The organism is Mesorhizobium sp. M1050 (genome assembly GCF_040318715.1).
In the GTDB taxonomy this organism is placed as follows: domain Bacteria; phylum Pseudomonadota; class Alphaproteobacteria; order Rhizobiales; family Rhizobiaceae; genus Mesorhizobium.
The window spans coordinates 104,440-119,980 of record NZ_JAMYMV010000012.1 but is presented as its reverse complement, the minus strand read 5'-3'; the positions used below and the strand labels follow the sequence as shown (position 1 = coordinate 119,980).

The 15,541-nt window shown below is 62.1% G+C and carries 16 protein-coding genes, 1 tRNA gene and 2 pseudogenes; 6 read left to right on the top strand and 13 right to left on the bottom strand.

The genetic code is table 11. From position 1 onward, the window contains the following. Positions 1 to 148: 148 nt before the first annotated feature. From NKH57_RS10310 to NKH57_RS10280, 7 genes are all read right to left on the bottom strand, one after another. The gene (locus tag NKH57_RS10310) at positions 149 to 817 is read right to left on the bottom strand and encodes a TIGR02117 family protein (protein ID WP_352943932.1); all 669 of its coding nucleotides are present in this window, start codon (positions 815 to 817) and stop codon (positions 149 to 151) included. 118 nt (positions 818 to 935) lie between these two features. Then, positions 936 to 1,685: an amino acid ABC transporter ATP-binding protein gene (locus NKH57_RS10305; RefSeq protein ID WP_031260969.1), complete on the bottom strand. Its 750-nt coding sequence runs from the start codon at positions 1,683 to 1,685 to the stop codon at positions 936 to 938. A gap of 77 nt (positions 1,686 to 1,762) precedes the next feature. Further along, positions 1,763 to 2,920 carry an amino acid ABC transporter permease gene (locus NKH57_RS10300; protein ID WP_352943926.1) on the bottom strand — a complete coding sequence of 386 codons (1,158 nt, stop codon included), beginning with the start codon at positions 2,918 to 2,920 and terminating at the stop codon, positions 1,763 to 1,765. Between the two features lie 4 nt (positions 2,921 to 2,924). Beyond that, positions 2,925 to 4,112, bottom strand: a complete 1,188-nt coding sequence (locus NKH57_RS10295) for an amino acid ABC transporter permease (RefSeq protein WP_352599005.1) — start codon at positions 4,110 to 4,112, stop codon at positions 2,925 to 2,927. 63 nt (positions 4,113 to 4,175) lie between these two features. Next, the gene (locus tag NKH57_RS10290) at positions 4,176 to 5,204 is read right to left on the bottom strand and encodes an amino acid ABC transporter substrate-binding protein (protein ID WP_352943924.1); all 1,029 of its coding nucleotides are present in this window, start codon (positions 5,202 to 5,204) and stop codon (positions 4,176 to 4,178) included. Positions 5,205 to 5,607: 403 nt separating this feature from the next. Then, on the bottom strand, positions 5,608 to 6,462 hold the full coding sequence (locus tag NKH57_RS10285) for a DUF2182 domain-containing protein (protein ID WP_352943922.1): 855 nt from the start codon (positions 6,460 to 6,462) through the stop codon (positions 5,608 to 5,610). Positions 6,463 to 6,471: 9 nt separating this feature from the next. Beyond that, positions 6,472 to 7,107, bottom strand: coding sequence for a DUF1326 domain-containing protein (locus NKH57_RS10280; RefSeq protein ID WP_352943920.1), 636 nt, complete (start codon positions 7,105 to 7,107; stop codon positions 6,472 to 6,474). 600 nt (positions 7,108 to 7,707) lie between these two features. Here NKH57_RS10280 and NKH57_RS10275 point away from each other — a divergent pair. The 5 genes from NKH57_RS10275 (at position 7,708) to NKH57_RS10255 (ending at position 11,861) form a co-directional block, all read left to right on the top strand. Beyond that, the gene (locus tag NKH57_RS10275) at positions 7,708 to 8,892 is read left to right on the top strand and encodes a cystathionine beta-lyase (protein ID WP_352943918.1); all 1,185 of its coding nucleotides are present in this window, start codon (positions 7,708 to 7,710) and stop codon (positions 8,890 to 8,892) included. Positions 8,893 to 9,037: 145 nt separating this feature from the next. Beyond that, positions 9,038 to 10,126 (top strand): HPP family protein, encoded by a 1,089-nt coding sequence (locus NKH57_RS10270; RefSeq protein WP_352943916.1) that lies wholly within the window; start codon positions 9,038 to 9,040, stop codon positions 10,124 to 10,126. 104 nt (positions 10,127 to 10,230) lie between these two features. After that, positions 10,231 to 10,902 (top strand): RNA polymerase sigma factor, encoded by a 672-nt coding sequence (locus NKH57_RS10265; RefSeq protein ID WP_352943914.1) that lies wholly within the window; start codon positions 10,231 to 10,233, stop codon positions 10,900 to 10,902. 114 nt (positions 10,903 to 11,016) lie between these two features. Further along, on the top strand, positions 11,017 to 11,541 hold the full coding sequence (locus NKH57_RS10260; RefSeq protein ID WP_352943912.1) for a DUF4142 domain-containing protein: 525 nt from the start codon (positions 11,017 to 11,019) through the stop codon (positions 11,539 to 11,541). 11 nt (positions 11,542 to 11,552) lie between these two features. Further along, the gene (locus NKH57_RS10255; protein WP_352830056.1) at positions 11,553 to 11,861 is read left to right on the top strand and encodes a cupredoxin domain-containing protein; all 309 of its coding nucleotides are present in this window, start codon (positions 11,553 to 11,555) and stop codon (positions 11,859 to 11,861) included. Here NKH57_RS10255 and NKH57_RS10250 read toward each other — a convergent pair. Next, positions 11,822 to 12,118: pseudogene (locus NKH57_RS10250) on the bottom strand (enoyl-CoA hydratase); the annotation flags it as partial. The gene NKH57_RS10255 and the pseudogene NKH57_RS10250 sit on opposite strands and share 40 nt — an antisense overlap. Between NKH57_RS10250 and NKH57_RS10245 the strand changes: the two are divergent. Then, positions 12,092 to 12,238: pseudogene (locus NKH57_RS10245) on the top strand (TetR/AcrR family transcriptional regulator); the annotation flags it as partial. The pseudogenes NKH57_RS10250 and NKH57_RS10245 overlap by 27 nt on opposite strands. Here the strand turns inward: NKH57_RS10245 and NKH57_RS10240 are convergent. From NKH57_RS10240 to NKH57_RS10220, 5 genes are all read right to left on the bottom strand, one after another. Then, positions 12,235 to 13,455, bottom strand: coding sequence for an anion transporter (locus NKH57_RS10240; protein WP_352943910.1), 1,221 nt, complete (start codon positions 13,453 to 13,455; stop codon positions 12,235 to 12,237). The pseudogene NKH57_RS10245 and the gene NKH57_RS10240 overlap by 4 nt on opposite strands. Before the next feature lie 183 nt (positions 13,456 to 13,638). Further along, complete coding sequence (locus NKH57_RS10235; RefSeq protein ID WP_023761938.1) at positions 13,639 to 14,427, bottom strand: GGDEF domain-containing protein; 789 nt, start codon at positions 14,425 to 14,427, stop codon at positions 13,639 to 13,641. A gap of 154 nt (positions 14,428 to 14,581) precedes the next feature. Beyond that, complete coding sequence (locus tag NKH57_RS10230) at positions 14,582 to 14,806, bottom strand: hypothetical protein (RefSeq protein ID WP_023761937.1); 225 nt, start codon at positions 14,804 to 14,806, stop codon at positions 14,582 to 14,584. Between the two features lie 282 nt (positions 14,807 to 15,088). After that, positions 15,089 to 15,165: transfer RNA gene (locus NKH57_RS10225), tRNA-Arg, on the bottom strand. 46 nt (positions 15,166 to 15,211) lie between these two features. Beyond that, positions 15,212 to 15,517: an ETC complex I subunit gene (locus NKH57_RS10220; protein ID WP_352943907.1), complete on the bottom strand. Its 306-nt coding sequence runs from the start codon at positions 15,515 to 15,517 to the stop codon at positions 15,212 to 15,214. Positions 15,518 to 15,541 lie beyond the last annotated feature (24 nt).

Here is a 15,541-nt window from a genome sequence, read left to right as displayed (position 1 = left end):
CGGCGGCATCCTAATATTTTTCGACGTGCTCTAAAAAACCAATGTGTTTGTGGGCCCCCCCCCCCCCCGTGGGCCGCCGGCTTTGGGCGCCCCCTAATGAGGGGGGTGTGAAGGAACGCGACGCTTGCCAATTCGCGGAATGCCCACGCTAATTGTAAAGCCGCATCGACAGGCCAAGCGATACGGGCAGCGGGTTCCACCAGCCGGTGCGCAGGCCGGCGGTGCGCAAGGCAGCCGCCGTCCAGGTGTTGCAGCCGACCAATGCATTAAAATGGCCATTGGCTTCGTAGAAGCCGTCGAACCTGGAATAGGCCGCATCCGGGACAAGGATCGGACCCTTCGGATCCCGCTGAAAACTCGTATCGATGAAATCGAGCAGCGCCGCGAAGCGCTCCTCGCCGATGTCGAAGCCGGCAATGTCGGGACCCTTGATGATGTCGCCGGCGACCTCGACATGCATGACCGACGCATCGACGGTCAGTGCCTTCATCACCGGCACCGCCTTCAACTCAGACCATGTCGGCGTCTCCAGATAGAAGGCGCGGCCACCCCAGCCGAAGACGATATAGCCCATCTCCGGCTTGTCGGCGGGTATGCCGGCGTCGACCAGGAAGCGGAAGCGCTGGCGCACGGCATCGTCGATCGGAATGGCGATGTCGGTGTGGATCGGGTTCTTCAGCACCAGGATGCGGTGGGTGGCGGCGGGTGCTGCCGCGGCGGCCGGCGGCCATAGCGGCCGCGGCACCAACGCACCCAGCGCAACCGTCAACGTTACCACCGCAACCACCAGGCCGAGAAATCGCCAGAGCCGCTTCATCGACGGCAGCCCTGCGATGGCGCTCCTGCGCAACACATCTGCCCCACCTCCTGGCGATCCATACGAAAAGAGCCCGGCCAAGGTTTCGGCCGGGCTCTTTTCGTCCGTGGAAAAACGATCAGTGCAGTATCTGTGACAGGAACAGCTTCGTGCGCTCGTGGCGCGGGTGGTCGAAGAACTCGGCCGGCGTGTTCTGCTCGACGATCTGGCCCTGGTCCATGAAGATCACGCGGTTGGCGACCTTGCGGGCAAAGCCCATCTCGTGGGTGACGCACAGCATGGTCATGCCTTCCTCGGCAAGGCCAACCATGGTCTCCAGCACCTCCTTGATCATTTCCGGATCGAGCGCCGAAGTCGGCTCATCGAACAGCATGATGCGCGGGTTCATGCACAGCGAGCGGGCGATGGCCACGCGCTGCTGCTGGCCTCCGGACAACTGGCCGGGATATTTATGGGCCTGTTCGGGGATCTTGACGCGCTTGAGGAAATGCATGGCGATTTCCTCTGCCTGTTTCTTCGGCGTCTTGCGCACCCAGATCGGCGCCAGCGTGCAGTTCTCGAGGATGGTCAGATGCGGAAACAGGTTGAAGTGCTGGAACACCATGCCAACCTCGCGGCGGACCTCGTCGATCTTTTTGAGATCGTTGGTCAGTTCCTTGCCGTCGACGATGATCTTGCCCTTCTGGTGCTCTTCCAGACGGTTGATGCAGCGGATCATCGTCGATTTGCCGGAGCCCGAAGGGCCACAGATGACGATACGCTCGCCGCGCATCACTTTCAGATTGATGTCCTTCAGCACATGGAATTCGCCATACCATTTGTGCATGGCGATGATGTCTATGGCGACATCGGTGGTCGAAATCTGCATCTTGGCGGCGTTGACCTTGATCTCTTCCGCGCTGACGGCATTTTCGGTGGCCATGACGGGTTCCCTTTGTCTTTTGTTTAGCGTTTGTGGCCGGTGTCGAGCCGACGTTCTGTGAACATTGAATAGCGCGACATGCCGAAGCAGAACAGCCAGAAGATGAAGGCGGCGAAGATCAGGCCGGACCTGGCCGTCTGGGCCGTTGCCCAGTTCGGGTCGGAGAAGTTCTGCTTCACAATGCCGAGCAGGTCGAACATCGAGATGATGATGACCAGGCTGGTGTCCTTGAACATGCCGATAAAGGTGTTGACGATGCCCGGGATGACCAGTTTCAGTGCCTGTGGCATGACGATCAAATACATCTTTTGCCAATAGCCGAGGCCGAGCGAATCCGCACCTTCATACTGGCCCTTGGGGATTGCCTGCAGTCCGCCGCGCACCACTTCGGCCATATAGGCGGCGGCAAACAGCGACACGCCGATCAAAGCGCGCAGGAACTTGTCGAACGAGACGCCCTCCGGCAGGAACAGCGGCAGCATGACGCTGGCGAAGAACAGCACTGTGATCAGCGGGATGCCGCGCACCGTCTCGATGAAGATGACGCACAGCGTCTTGATGATCGGCATCTTCGACCGACGGCCGAGCGCCAGCACGATGCCAAGCGGCAGCGAAACTGCAATACCGACGAAGGACAGGCTGAGCGTCACCAGCAGCCCGCCCCACAGCGAGGTTTCGACATGCGGCAGGCCGAACATGCCGCCGACCAGCAGGATAAAGGCGACGATCGGCAGTGCAAAGAACAGCAGAATGGCATTCAGGCCTTTACGCGGCACCTTCGGGATGAGCATCGGCACCAGCAGCGCCACGAACAGGATAGCGACCAGAATCGGCCGCCAGCGCTCCTCGATCGGATAACGCCCGACCATGAACTGTCCGAATTTGGCATTGACGAAAGCCCAGCAGGCGCCAGTCCAGCCCTCCGGCTGGACGCCGCCTTGCGCCACGGTGGCGCATGCGGTCCGGTCCGGCCCGGTCCACACGGCGTTGATGAACGCCCAATTGATGATTTGCGGCAGGATCATCACCACCAGGGCGATGCCGGCGATGGTCATGATGGTGTCGCCGGTGGAAGCGATCAGGTTCTTGCGCACCCACGCTTGGAAACCCGCAACGCCAGCAGGTGCTGGCTCAGCCAGCGCCATTTCGCTGCGCACCCAGGACATGTCATGTTCCTGCATGTCCTTACCTCTCCACCAGCGCCATCTTGGCGTTGAACCAGTTCATCACGAGCGAGGTCAGAAGGCTGATGGCCAGATAGATCACCATCATGATCACCACGCCCTCGACGGCCTGGCCGGTCTGGTTCAGCACCGTGCCGGCGGTGGCGGTCAGGTCCGGATAGCCGATGGCGATAGCGAGCGACGAGTTCTTGGTCAGGTTGAGATACTGGCTGGTCAGCGGCGGAATGACGATGCGCATGGCTTGCGGCACGACGACCAGCCGCAGGATCGATCCGGGCCGCAACCCCAACGCGCCGGCAGCTTCCGTCTGGCCCTTGCTGACGCCCCTGATGCCGGCGCGCACGATCTCGGCAATGAAGGCGGCGGTATAGCAGGACAGCGCCAGATACAGCGACAGGAACTCCGGCCTGACCTGGAAGCCGCCGGTCAGGTTGAAGGTCGATTGCTTGGGGTAATCGAAACTCAAGGGGAAGCCGCTCAGCGCATAGGCGAGCAGAGGCAGCCCGACGATCACCGCGGCGGACGTCCAAAACACCGGAAATTGCTGGCCGGTCGCCATCTGCCGTTGCCGCGCCTTGCGCGCGACGAACCACGCCATGGCGATGCCGACAAGCAGAGCGACGAAGATAAGCCAGGAGCCGTCGCCCCACACGGCGCGCGGAAAATAGAAGCCGCGCTGGTTGAGGAAAGAGCCGAACGGCAAATTGATGCTCTCGCGCGGCGGCGGCAGCACGGCAAGCACGCCGGAATACCAGAAGAAGATGACCAGCAGCGGCGGGATGTTGCGGAACACCTCGACATAGACCGTGCAGATCTTCCTGATCAGCCAGTTTTGCGAAAGCCGGCCGATGCCGACAATGAAGCCGATTATTGTCGCGGTGATGATGCCGACGACGGCGACGATCACGGTGTTGAGGAAACCGACCAGGATGGCGCGGCCATAGGTCGAATCCGATGAATAGGCGATGGCGCTCTCGCTGATGTCGAAGCCGGCGCGGCCCTTGAGGAAGCCGAAGCCCGACGCGATGCGCAGCCGGGTCAGATTGTCGATGACGTTATGGGCAATCCACCAGACGCCAGCCACCAACACAACGACGACCACCGCCTGGAAGAATATGCCCCGGACTCTTGGATCGTTGATGAAGGAACCTCGGCTGGGCTCCTCGCGAAGAACTTCCTGCGATGCCATTCGACCGTCCCCTGGAAAGAGAAACCGGGAAGCAGACGACCTGCCTCCCGGATCACATTTCGATCAGCGGATCGGCGGAGAGTACTGCAGGCCGCCCTTGGTCCACAGTGCGTTGATGCCGCGGGCGATCTTCAGCGGGCTGCCCGAACCGACATTGCGGTCGAACATTTCGCCATAATTGCCCACAGCCTTGACGATGTTGACGACCCAGTCGTTGGAGACGCCGAGATCGGTACCGATCTTGGTATCGGCTTCCTGGCCAAGCACGCGCTTGATCTCCGGGCTGGGCGAGTTCTTCATTTCGTCGACATTGGCCTTGGTGATGCCAAGCTCTTCCGCCTGCAACAGAGCGAAATAGGTCCACTTGACGATGTGGTACCACTGGTCGTCACCCTGGCGCACGGCCGGTCCGAGCGGCTCCTTGGAGATGATCTCGGGCAGCACGACGTGGTCGGCCGGCGAGTCCAGCGTCAGGCGGATGCCGTAGAGGCCCGACTGGTCGGTGGTGTAGACGTCGCAACGGCCGGCGTTATAGGCGGCGTTGACCTCTTCCAGCTTTTCGAAGACGACCGGACTGTACTCCATCTTGTTGGCCTTGAAATAGTCGGCCAGATTGAGCTCGGTGGTGGTGCCGCTCTGCACGCAGACGGCGGCGCCGGAAAGCTGCAACGCCGAATTGACGCCCGGCAGCTTCTTGGCATTGATCATGAAACCCTGGCCGTCATAGTAGGTGGTACCGACGAAATTCAGGCCAAGCGCCGTGTCACGATTGATGGTCCAGGTGGTGTTGCGCGACAGGATGTCGACCTCACCGGACTGCAGTGCCGTGAACCGCTCCTTGGCGCTGAGCGGCGTGAACTTGACCTTGGTGCCATCACCAAACACGGCGGCTGCGACAGCGCGGCAGAAATCCGCATCGATGCCTTGCCACTCACCCTTGTCGTCCGGCGCCGAGAAGCCGGCCAGGCCTGTCGAGACGCCGCACTGGATGAAACCCTTCGCCTTGACGGTGTCGAGCGTGGCCGCCGACGCGGCCGACGCCATCAACCCAAACGTGGCGGCGCCAAGAATGCCGATAGCAATATGTTTCATGACCCACAGACCCTTTTCTCTGTTTTCAGGGCAAACCCTGACTTTTTTCCCGTGTGAATGCAGTTCCCGTTCCGGCCCATTCCCGGCACCCCGCATCGTAACCGACGCAACGCCTCCCATTCACGAATGTCATCGAAGGCGATAATTCCTGTGAGGTCAAGGGAAATGACCTAAACCGAAAGAGTTTGAAACCGATTGCCGCAAATGCCTGAATTGCAGACAAACGCGCCCGCGAATTAGTCAGCAGCGCAAACAAGCCGGCAAAACTCATGCAACGCAAATGCAGGCCGCGGCAGCCGCAATTCATCCCAGGCAATACCTAGGCGTTACTGACTCGGCGCAACGGTATCCAACGCATATTGGGCGGTCGCCAGCCAATACCGCCTTGAGACAAGGACCGTTTTCAAAGCACTCGAAAAACGAGCCAGGTTCCGATAGCAGCCATCGACGCGCCGGAAACGCGCGGGATCAATTGGCCGGTCGGGACCGTTTTCTCCAGCAAGACAAGGATGGCGATGCCGGCGATCCACAGCACGTTCATGACGCCGCCGACGAACAGCAGAGCCATCAGCGCCCAGCAGCAACCGAGACAATAGGCGCCATGATCGACGCCGAGTCGAAGCGCGCCGAGCGGAGCGGAGCGAAACCCGCCATGGCTGGCCAGGAACGCGATCGGCGCCTGACATTGACGCAGGCAGACGCCCTTCATCGATGTCCATTGATAGAGGCCAGCGGCGATCAGAACGAAGCCACCGAGGATCGCGCTGTCGGTCGCCTTCAACGGATCGAGCAGGGCAAAACGGGCGAGCAGCCATTGCGCACCGGTCGCCACAATGCTGAACACGACCCAGACGGAGAGGTAGCCTGCAAAAAACCACCCCGTCGAAGCGATGGGCCGTCCGTCCGCCCGCGCCTTGCGAGCGACGCCGGCATAGAGCAGCAGCATCGGCGCGACCGAAGGCGTCATCATGCCGACCATCATCACCGCCCACATTGTGAAGATGAAAGCGAAATCCGCCAGTGCCCAGGCCCGGAAACCGGGCGCCACGGTGGCGCCCATACCCATGCCGCCCATGTTCGACATGTCCACTCCGGCGATGTCACTGCCTGCGCCGTCCGGCAAGGGGGAGCCGGTCATGACCATGTGGGCGGCGAGCCACAGCACGTAGGCCCAGGCAAGCACGGCAATCACGACGAGCGCGGCCGTCACGACCGCGCGGTCGCGCCGCAGCACCGCCTCAAGGGCCGTGTCGGTCATCGGATCAATTCAATGCACGATGCCGCTCTGCGTGAGATGCAGATTGGCGAAATGGCTGTGCGAATCGGCCAGTTCGAACTTGATTGGGCCCGTCGTCTTGGTCCAGCCACGCCCGACTTCGGCGATCGCGTATTCGAAACCGTGCGGCAGGTCGATGCGCGCCCGGTGTTCCGCGCCGGTGACCGGATTCTTGATCGGCTCGCCATGGCCGTCGGTCACACCCTTGACGTGCAACCGCCCGGTTCGCGCCTCGACGTCGACGTTGAAATCGATCGGGGCGAAGATCGGATCGTGGAATTTCTCCAGCGTGGTCGAAAAGACCTGGAATATCGTCGCACCCGGTTCGGTGTCCATACCACCCAATATGCGAAGCAGCGCTCCGCGCTGGGCTTCGGTTGCCCTCTCGTCGATAACCACCGCGGCTTCGCCCCTGCCCTGGTGTATGGCGCCGGGCCAGCGGAAAATCCCGACGAACCGCAATCCGTCGAGCCTGGTGTCGCCGTGATGGCCGCTCTCGATTTCCATGCCAGCAACCGCCTCGCAGAAACCGTATGTCGGCATGGCGTTGAACTGGCACGGGCAGCCATAAGCGCAGTTGCAGTTGATGAATTCGCGCGCCTTCATTGTCCATTTGACGTCGGGCATGGCATTCCTCCCCTTGCCGCGCCCACGCTTCGTGAGCGCGATCCGGATCGTGGAGGACCAGAAGTCCAACCGGCAACAACCATCCGGCAGCATCTGATCGAAGCAATCCGGCGATTAATATTAGAAGACAATTATATGTCTTCCGCGGCCGCCCACAATAGGCCGATCGGCGGAGATAGGGCTCCGAACTCAGGTTAGCAAAAGACCTGACGACAGCCAGTTGGGCGGTGTCGGCAGCTTTTTGTGTCGGTAACTTTTCACGATAGGAATTTTTTCTTGATTCCGTGACCTCAGCTATGGTACATATTTATCTATGGTGCCGATTTGCGCCAGTGACCCGCCGCGCAGGCGGGTTTTTCGTTTGATGCTCTGTCAGCTAACGCGCCGGCGAAGGAACCCGTTGGCCCGAGTTCGTAGCCCTGTCGGCGGAGAACGGCGCATCTAGCGGCAACGCACCGCCGGGTCGCGGCGCACCCCAATCGCCATCTTTTGCCGCGACGAATTGGCATATTCGAAGTCTATCCCCTGGCGGCCGGTGGCTGTTGCACGGTCCATGACGCCGCACTATGGCTAGCGGCTTGTCAAACAAGGCGACGCAGAATGGCGAAAGACGGCAGCGGGCACGTTAGCGGCGAGATGGGCATCAACACGCGGCTTGCCCATTCAGGCAACAATCCGCATGACTATTTCGGCTTCGTCAATCCGCCGGTGGTGCATGCCTCGACCGTGCTCTATCGTGACGCGGCGTCGATGGCGGCACGCAGCCAGAAATACACCTATGGCACGCGCGGCACGCCGACGACAGATGCCCTTGCCCACGCCATAGATGCGCTGGAAGGCTCGGCCGGCACGATCGTGGTGCCGTCGGGCCTTGCGGCGGTAACCGTGCCGCTGCTCGCCTTCGTGTCGGCTGGCGACCATCTGCTGATCGTCGATAGCGTCTATCACCCGACCCGCAACTTCGCCGACACGATGCTGAAGCGGCTGGGCGTCGACGTCGAGTACTACGCCCCCGAGGTCGGCGCCGGCATCGCGGCGTTGATCAAGCCCAACACCAAGGTGGTGTTCACGGAATCGCCGGCATCCAACACGTTCGAGGTGCAGGACATCCCGGCCATCGTCAAGGCGGCGCACGCCGCAGGCGCGATCGTCATGATGGACAACACCTGGGCGACGCCGCTGTATTTCCGTCCGCTCGACCATGGCGTCGACATTTCGATCCATGCAGCGACGAAGTACCCGGCCGGCCATTCCGACGTGCTGCTTGGCACAGTGTCGGCCAATGACAGCTGCTGGAAGCATCTTTATGAGAGTTTCTGCACGCTTGGCTGCTGCGCCGGGCCAGACGATGTCTACCAGGTGCTGCGCGGCTTGCGCACCATGGGCGTGCGCCTGGAGCACCATCAGCGCAGCACACTCGCCATCGCCTCCTGGCTCGAAGGCCAGGAAGGCGTGGCGCGCGTGCTCCACCCTGCCCTTCCCAGCCACCCGGACCACGCTTTGTGGAAGCGCGACTTCTCCGGCTCCAGCGGCATCTTTTCCATCGTGCTTGCCGGCGGCGGCCAGAAGCAGCAGCACGCCTTCCTCGACGCGCTGCGGATCTTCGGCCTCGGTTATTCCTGGGGCGGCTATGAGAGCCTTGCGGTGCCGGTCTGGCTCGGCGACCGCGTTGTCGCGAAAGCGCCCTATGAAGGCCCGTTGATCCGCCTGCAGATCGGCCTCGAGGATGTCGACGATTTGAAAGCCGACATTTCGCGCGGCCTGACCGCCGCGGCGACAGCCTGAACGATCAGAAGTCACGGAATTCTATTCCCACAAAACGCGACTTCGCGGATCAATTTGGCTTTCAAATCTCGTGAAGTCGCGCCATTGCGTTGCGATCATCACGATTTCTACTTTCCCTGGAATACGGCAGAAGTTTTTCGACGTCATGGCGTTCCGCCTCTTTGTTCCCATTCTTGCCGGCGCGACGCTGCGCGAACGCCTCGTCGCCTGTATCGGCGCGACGGTCGGCATTGCGCTCACTGGTGTCATCGCCAGCCTTGTGCTCGGCAACGGCCCGCACGTGCCGCTGCTGGTGGCGCCGATGGGGGCGTCTGCCGTGCTCCTGTTCGCCGTGCCCGCCAGCCCGCTGGCGCAGCCATGGTCGATCATCGGCGGCAACACGATTTCGGCACTAGTCGGCGTGATCGCGGCGCATTTCATCCACGAAACCGCCCTTGCCACCGGCATCGCGGTGGCACTGGCCATCGCCGCAATGTCGTTCACGCGTTGCCTGCATCCGCCAGGCGGGGCGGCCGCCCTGACCGCGGTGCTGGGAGGGCCCGCCGTCATCAGCGCCGGCTTCCTGTTTCCGTTCGTGCCGGTGGCGCTGAACTCGATCCTGCTGGTGGCACTCGGATACGGCTTCCACAGACTGGCCCGGCGCAATTATCCGCATGTAACGGTTGCAGCGCCGGCGAATAGCCATGGCACCAGCGATCCGCCTGCACAGTCGCGCGTCGGCTTCCGGTCCGAAGACATCGATGCCGCGCTTGGCGCACTCGACGAGACGTTCGATATCGATCGCAGCGATCTCGACCGGCTGCTGCGGCAAGTCGAATTGCAGGCGATGGTGCGCGCGCACAAAACCGTTCTGTGCGAGGACATCATGTCGCGCGATGTGATCTCGGTCGACGCACACACGTCGGCCGAGGCGGCGCGCCAATTGCTGCTTGACCACAACATCCGCACCTTGCCGGTCGTCAACGCGGAGGCAAGGCTGGCGGGCACCGTGGGATTGCGGGAACTGACCCAGGCCTGCGGTTCGGTTGCATCCGTGATATCGCCCGCCGCGACCGCCGGCGCCGATTTCGCCGCCATGGGCCTGCTGCCCGTGCTCACCGATGGCCGCAGCCATGCGGTGATCATAGTCGACGACGACGAGCGGATCCTCGGCCTGATCACCCAGACCGATCTCCTGGCGGCAACGGCGCGCCTGCAGGCTGCTGGCAAGCCTTCATTGGATGCGGTAGCTTAACCCCGCCGGACCCGGAGAAAGATCGTCGGGAACCTTTTGCCGGCAACAGCGTCCAATCTCTCAATCGAGGTTCCGGTCCAGAGATCGGGTTGAGGAAACTGGCCATGCCTGCTGTTTTGACGGCCGTGTCGTCCGCATCGGGCGACGTGCAACTCGTGCGGCGCGCCCTGGCGCGCGAGGGCGATGCCTTCCGCACCATTATCAAGATGCACAACCAACGGCTCTACAGGATCGCGCGCGGCGTCGTGCGCAATGACAGCGAGGCCGAGGACATCGTGCAGGAGGCCTATGTCAGGGCGTTCGCCCATCTCGATGCCTTTCGCGGCGACTCTTCGCTGGCCACATGGCTGTCGCGCATCGTCATCAACGAGGCGCTCGGCCGTCTGCGCAAGAGGCGCCGAACGGTGGCAATGCCGGAAAACCCGCAAGCCGAGATCATCAGGTTTCCCCTCAACCCCAGCGACGATCCGGAACGGACGATGGCGCAACGGCAGATCCTCCAACTGGTCGAACAGGCCACCGACAGCCTTCCCGATGTCTACCGAACCGTGTTCGTGGCACGTGTGATCGAGGGGCTGAGCATCGAAGAGACCGCCGATCTGCTCGGCGTGCGGCCGCAAACCGTCAAGACAAGGCTGCACCGCGCCCGTGCCCTGGTGCGCAAGGCGCTGGACGACCAGATCGGGCCGGTGCTGCTCGATGCCTTCCCCTTCGCCGGCCGCCGTTGCGAAAGGCTTACCAGCGCGGTCATGCGGCGGCTCGGGCTGGAGAGCTGACTCCGGCGGATTCAGTTTATTTTGACGGGAACGTTTGCCGCCGTCCCGCATCCAATGATCGTCAACCGAAAAACGCTGTCCGGCGCGACCCTGCGTCCGGGCGAAGGAGATGCCATGCTAATCCGAAACACCGCTGCCCTGGCCGCCCTGCTGCTGCTTGGCACTGCCCCATTTGCGCAAGCCGCCGACAAGCCGACCGACCCGCAGATCGCCCATATCGCCTACACCGCCGGCGTGCTCGATGTGGAGGCCGCCAAGCAGGCGATCAAGAAATCCAAGAACAAGGAAGTCGTGGACTTCGCCAAGGACATGATCCGCGACCATGAGGCGGTGAACGTGCAGGCGCTCGATCTGGTCAAGAAACTCAAGGTCACGCCGGAAAACAACGCCACCAGCAAGGCGTTGACCAAAGCGGCGGAGGAGGAGCGGGCGAAACTCGCCAAGCTCAAGGGCGCGGCCTTCGACAAGGCTTATGTCGACAATGAGGTGGCCTATCACAAGCAGGTCGACGGCGCTCTTGAAACGCTGCTCATCCCGTCGGCGCAGAATGCCGAATTGAAGAGCCTGCTGGAAACCGGGCTGAAGATTTTCCAGGGCCATGAGCAGCATGCCGAACACGTCGCAGGCATGCTGAAGTAAGGGCCGGGTGCATGCCGAAACGCCCTCCGTGGATTGCGTTGATGCTGGCCGTCGGTATCATTCCGGCGCAAGCGGAAACCATCCGGGTCACCATCGACAAACTGGTGTTCTCGCCGGCCACCGTCGAGGCGAAGATCGGCGACACGATCGAGTGGGTGAACAAGGATATGTTCGCCCACACAGCCACGGTGAAAGACGGCTGGGAGGTGATGATCCCGCCGAAGAAATCCGCGAGCCTGACATTGAAGGCGGCGGGATCGGTCGACTATTTCTGCCGCTTTCACCCCAACATGAAAGGCCGCTTGGTGGTGGCGCCCTGATCCTGCGCCAACAAGGTCCGCCTGGCCTCGTCGGGGCGCGCGACATGCGTCCATGAGCCGTCATAGCTCGGCGCGCGCCGCTTGATCCAGGCATCGAGCCCTTCGCGCAAATCGGCGGTCGAGGCCATGCGGGCGAACTGCTCGGCCTCGACCAGCAGGCCTTCCGCGATGCTCTGGTCGAGGCCGCGCGTCACCGCCGTGAGGATGCTGGCGATCGCCGGTTCGGAGTGCCGCAAGCCTTGGCACGCGAGGTCGTGCTCCTGATCGACGGCTCGTTTTCGATCATGCTGATCCACCGCAACCCCGATTATATCGAGGCGGCCGGCCGCGCCGCAGCGACGCTTGTGCGGGCGCGGATTTCAGGCAGCCAGGTTTAGAACGCCAGCCATGCCGTGCCCATACCAAGCGTTATCAGCGTCAATGGCAAGCCGATCTTGAAGAAGGCGCCGAATGACAGCGGCGTGCCGGCGGCCCGTGCCTGTTCGGCGACGATCAGGTTGGCGACCGAACCAAGCAGCGTGAAATTGCCGGCCAGCGTCGAGCTCATGGCGACGACCAGCCAGGCGCGCTCGGGGTTTCCGAGGCCGGGTATGAAGGGCCGCAGCGCCAGCACGGCCGGGACATTGCTCATGATGTTGGAGAGCACCGCGGTGAAGCCGGACAGGCGCCAGACATCGTCGAGGCCGAGGTTCTTCGCCGAGGCAATCATATCCGAGGTAAGAAGCGTCTTTTCGGCGCCGGCGACGACAATGAACAGGCCGGCGAACATGAACAGCAGCGGACCGTCGATCTCGCGGTAGATGCGTTCCGGCTTGATGGCACGGGTGAGCAAGAGGATCGCGCCGCCGACGAGGGCTGCCTTGGCGACGGGCACGCCGGCGAAGAAGGCAATTGCCAGTCCGATGCAGACCACCACCGCCTTCAGCACCTGCCCCTTGTGCATGCGGCCGCGCGCGACCTCGGGCGTCAGTTGGACCGTGCGTGCGAATTCGGCCCGGTAGACGATGCGGATGATGACAACCACCGCGACGAGGCCGAACAACGCGACCGGAGCGAGTGCCGCCGAAAAGGCCGGATAGGAAATGCCCGACAGCGCGCCGATGACCATGTTTTGCGGATTGCCGGTGATGGTGGCGACGCTGCCGCAATTCGACGCGGTGGCGGTGGCGATCAGATAGGGGATCGGGTTGCGCTTGATGATGCGGGTGACGTGGACGACGATCGGCGCCATGACAAGGCAGATGGCGTCGTTGACCAGGAAGGCCGACAGCACGCCGGTCAGCAGCGTCACCATCACCAAAAGCATGAAGGGCGCATGCGCATGTTCGATGGCGATGGCGCCAAGGCCGCGAAAAGCGCCCGACACTTTCAGATGCGCGACCACGATCATCATGCCGAGCAGAAGCGTGATGGTGTCGAAATTGATCGCCCGGTAGGCGTCCTCCATGCTGAGCGCGCCGATGGCGATCATCGCGGCCCCGCCGAGCAACGCGATCCCCGCACGGTCGAGACGCAGGCCAGGGATGCGGCCAATGGCGACACCGGCGTAAGTCAGGACAAGGATCAGCAGAGCCGCCGCGCTCATCAATGTCATGCGAAGGAGGCCCTGCTCGATTCGTCCAGCCCCGGCAGGGCTGCGGACACTTTAGCGCGATGTCGGCAAAGCGAAAGCGCCGTCTACGTCGAAGCCTTCACAAATCAGTGGGGTGTCCGAGGTTCTTGTCCACAATTGTGACGGGACGCGACGGTTTCGCGGTTGCGATTGATCGGGCTAATCTCAATGCACGGTGGTGACGCTGGGTTGAGGCACCGGAGCGGTCCCCGCCGGATCGAAGCTGACCTGATCGCGCCCGTTCGACTTTGCCGTGTAAAGCCTTCTGTCGGCGGCGGAGAAAATTTCCTCATAGGTGATCGGGCCGGTAAAACTCGCGCCGCCGATGCTGACGGAAAGCGGGCAAGGTCTGCCGCCGGGCGAAAAGTCCATCTCCCTGATACGTCGGCGGATGCTTTCGGCAACCATCCAGGATTGCGAGGGATCTACGCCGGGAAGAAACACGCCGAATTCTTCGCCGCCGATGCGGCCGACAATATCGCCGCCACGCAATTGCCCCTTGATCGCCTGCGCTATCAGCTTGAGCGCCTGATCGCCGCAGTCGTGGCCCAGGCGGTCGTTGATCAACTTGAAATGGTCGGCGTCGATGATCAGCAGTGCCCCCGAACGGGTCTGCTCCTCCTTGCGGGTCTGCTCCAAATAGGCCTCGACCAGCATCGAGAAGGCACCACGGTTCAGCACCGCCGTCAGGCTGTCGGTCGCGGCAATGACGCTCAGGTCGCGCTGCGCGATAGCCAGCTGGCGTATCTTCCACATGAGGAAAAACAGGAAGGATCCGCCCAGCGCCAAAGGCAGCAGCAGGTCCGTCATCTGTGCCCGCCACACGGCTTCGCGCGACAGATAGGGGAAATTAAAGGAATCGACGAAGAACGCCACGGCAATGAAGAATGCCGTACCGGCCGTGGTCACAGCGATCACCCTGCCCCAACTCGTCGGCGACAGATCGATCCTCATCGCGTTCAACTCCGTTAGTCGACGCGACTATGACCGACCAACGCAAACAAATTGATAAGACTTTCCCTCCAATTGAATACCGGGGCGGCAACGGCCGCCGACGGCGGCCGCGCTGGCTCTCACGATAAGAATTTTGGGCTGGTGCAGGGAAATGTCAGCGGTTGGAGGCCTGTTCGCCCAGCGTCTCGAGGACGAAGGATGCCGCGATCAGATCGTCGGCATCCAGCCGTAGGGAGCCATCGCCCGGCCCCATGATGGCGGCGACCTTGTGAAACGTTTTCATCTCATGGTCGGAAATTTCCGCATCCCGCATTCTCGCCTTGAGTTCAGCGATACGCCGCCCCAACGAAGGGGACGTTCCAATTTCACGTTTCGACATAACCTGGATACTCCTACCCCAACCCGCGCTTGTTTTGCCCCTGCCCATTCGCCGGCCCGCACATTGCCTTTTTATGAGGCACCGCGAATACAAGGCCCCGAACGCGTCATGGGAGCTAAGGTTCCAACCCTGCCAGATCACGAAATAATTCCGGATCGCCGCGCCCAGTCGGCTGCAAGCCCAGACTAGGCTCCCTGCGCCATGGAGTTGCGGCGCTGGCAGTCGCTGGATGCCAAGACTTGCGGCATAGATCAGACCATCGGCACAAGTCTTTGAAATTATTGGCGATCCCGACAGGATTCGAACCTGTGACCATCGGCTTAGAAGGCCGGTGCTCTATCCAGCTGAGCTACGGGACCGCTGGCCGGCCGTTGGGCCGGCTGGATACTTGACGCTGGCTGCCGTTCAATGCGTCCAGGGCGTCCTGCGGTCATAGCGGAAATTCTCCGCATAGGAAATCTGGCGGCGCTTGGTCTCTTTCGGCTCCTCGACGCGGTAAGCGAGCCCTTCCCTTTCGGCATAAGCCACCGCCTCTTCGCGGGTATCGAAGGTGAGCCTGATCTGACTTCTCATGTCTCGCGACGTCGTATAGCCCATCAGCGGGTCGATCTTCTTGCGCGTCTCGGGGTCGAATTCCAGCACCCAGTAGCCGGTCTTGGCCGTGCCGGACTGCATCGCGGTTTTGGCAGGGCTGAAAATGCGCGCGGACATGGCCACCTCGTTATTGTGCAAGGC

What these genes read in the sequence shown, in the direction of transcription:
- NKH57_RS10295 (WP_352599005.1), bottom strand. Translation starts at nt 4,112, where the DNA reads ATGGCATCGCAGGAAGTTCTTCGCGAGGAGCCCAGCCGAGGTTCCTTC.
- NKH57_RS10300 (WP_352943926.1), bottom strand. Translation starts at nt 2,920, where the DNA reads ATGCAGGAACATGACATGTCCTGGGTGCGCAGCGAAATGGCGCTGGCT.
- NKH57_RS10275 (WP_352943918.1), top strand. Translation starts at nt 7,708, where the DNA reads ATGGCGAAAGACGGCAGCGGGCACGTTAGCGGCGAGATGGGCATCAAC.
- NKH57_RS10270 (WP_352943916.1), top strand. Translation starts at nt 9,038, where the DNA reads ATGGCGTTCCGCCTCTTTGTTCCCATTCTTGCCGGCGCGACGCTGCGC.
- NKH57_RS10220 (WP_352943907.1), bottom strand. Translation starts at nt 15,517, where the DNA reads ATGTCCGCGCGCATTTTCAGCCCTGCCAAAACCGCGATGCAGTCCGGC.
- NKH57_RS10265 (WP_352943914.1), top strand. Translation starts at nt 10,231, where the DNA reads ATGCCTGCTGTTTTGACGGCCGTGTCGTCCGCATCGGGCGACGTGCAA.
- NKH57_RS10240 (WP_352943910.1), bottom strand. Translation starts at nt 13,455, where the DNA reads ATGACATTGATGAGCGCGGCGGCTCTGCTGATCCTTGTCCTGACTTAC.
- NKH57_RS10255 (WP_352830056.1), top strand. Translation starts at nt 11,553, where the DNA reads ATGCCGAAACGCCCTCCGTGGATTGCGTTGATGCTGGCCGTCGGTATC.
- NKH57_RS10285 (WP_352943922.1), bottom strand. Translation starts at nt 6,462, where the DNA reads ATGACCGACACGGCCCTTGAGGCGGTGCTGCGGCGCGACCGCGCGGTC.
- NKH57_RS10310 (WP_352943932.1), bottom strand. Translation starts at nt 817, where the DNA reads ATGAAGCGGCTCTGGCGATTTCTCGGCCTGGTGGTTGCGGTGGTAACG.
- NKH57_RS10260 (WP_352943912.1), top strand. Translation starts at nt 11,017, where the DNA reads ATGCTAATCCGAAACACCGCTGCCCTGGCCGCCCTGCTGCTGCTTGGC.
- NKH57_RS10235 (WP_023761938.1), bottom strand. Translation starts at nt 14,427, where the DNA reads ATGAGGATCGATCTGTCGCCGACGAGTTGGGGCAGGGTGATCGCTGTG.
- NKH57_RS10280 (WP_352943920.1), bottom strand. Translation starts at nt 7,107, where the DNA reads ATGCCCGACGTCAAATGGACAATGAAGGCGCGCGAATTCATCAACTGC.
- NKH57_RS10305 (WP_031260969.1), bottom strand. Translation starts at nt 1,685, where the DNA reads ATGCAGATTTCGACCACCGATGTCGCCATAGACATCATCGCCATGCAC.
- NKH57_RS10230 (WP_023761937.1), bottom strand. Translation starts at nt 14,806, where the DNA reads ATGTCGAAACGTGAAATTGGAACGTCCCCTTCGTTGGGGCGGCGTATC.
- NKH57_RS10290 (WP_352943924.1), bottom strand. Translation starts at nt 5,204, where the DNA reads ATGAAACATATTGCTATCGGCATTCTTGGCGCCGCCACGTTTGGGTTG.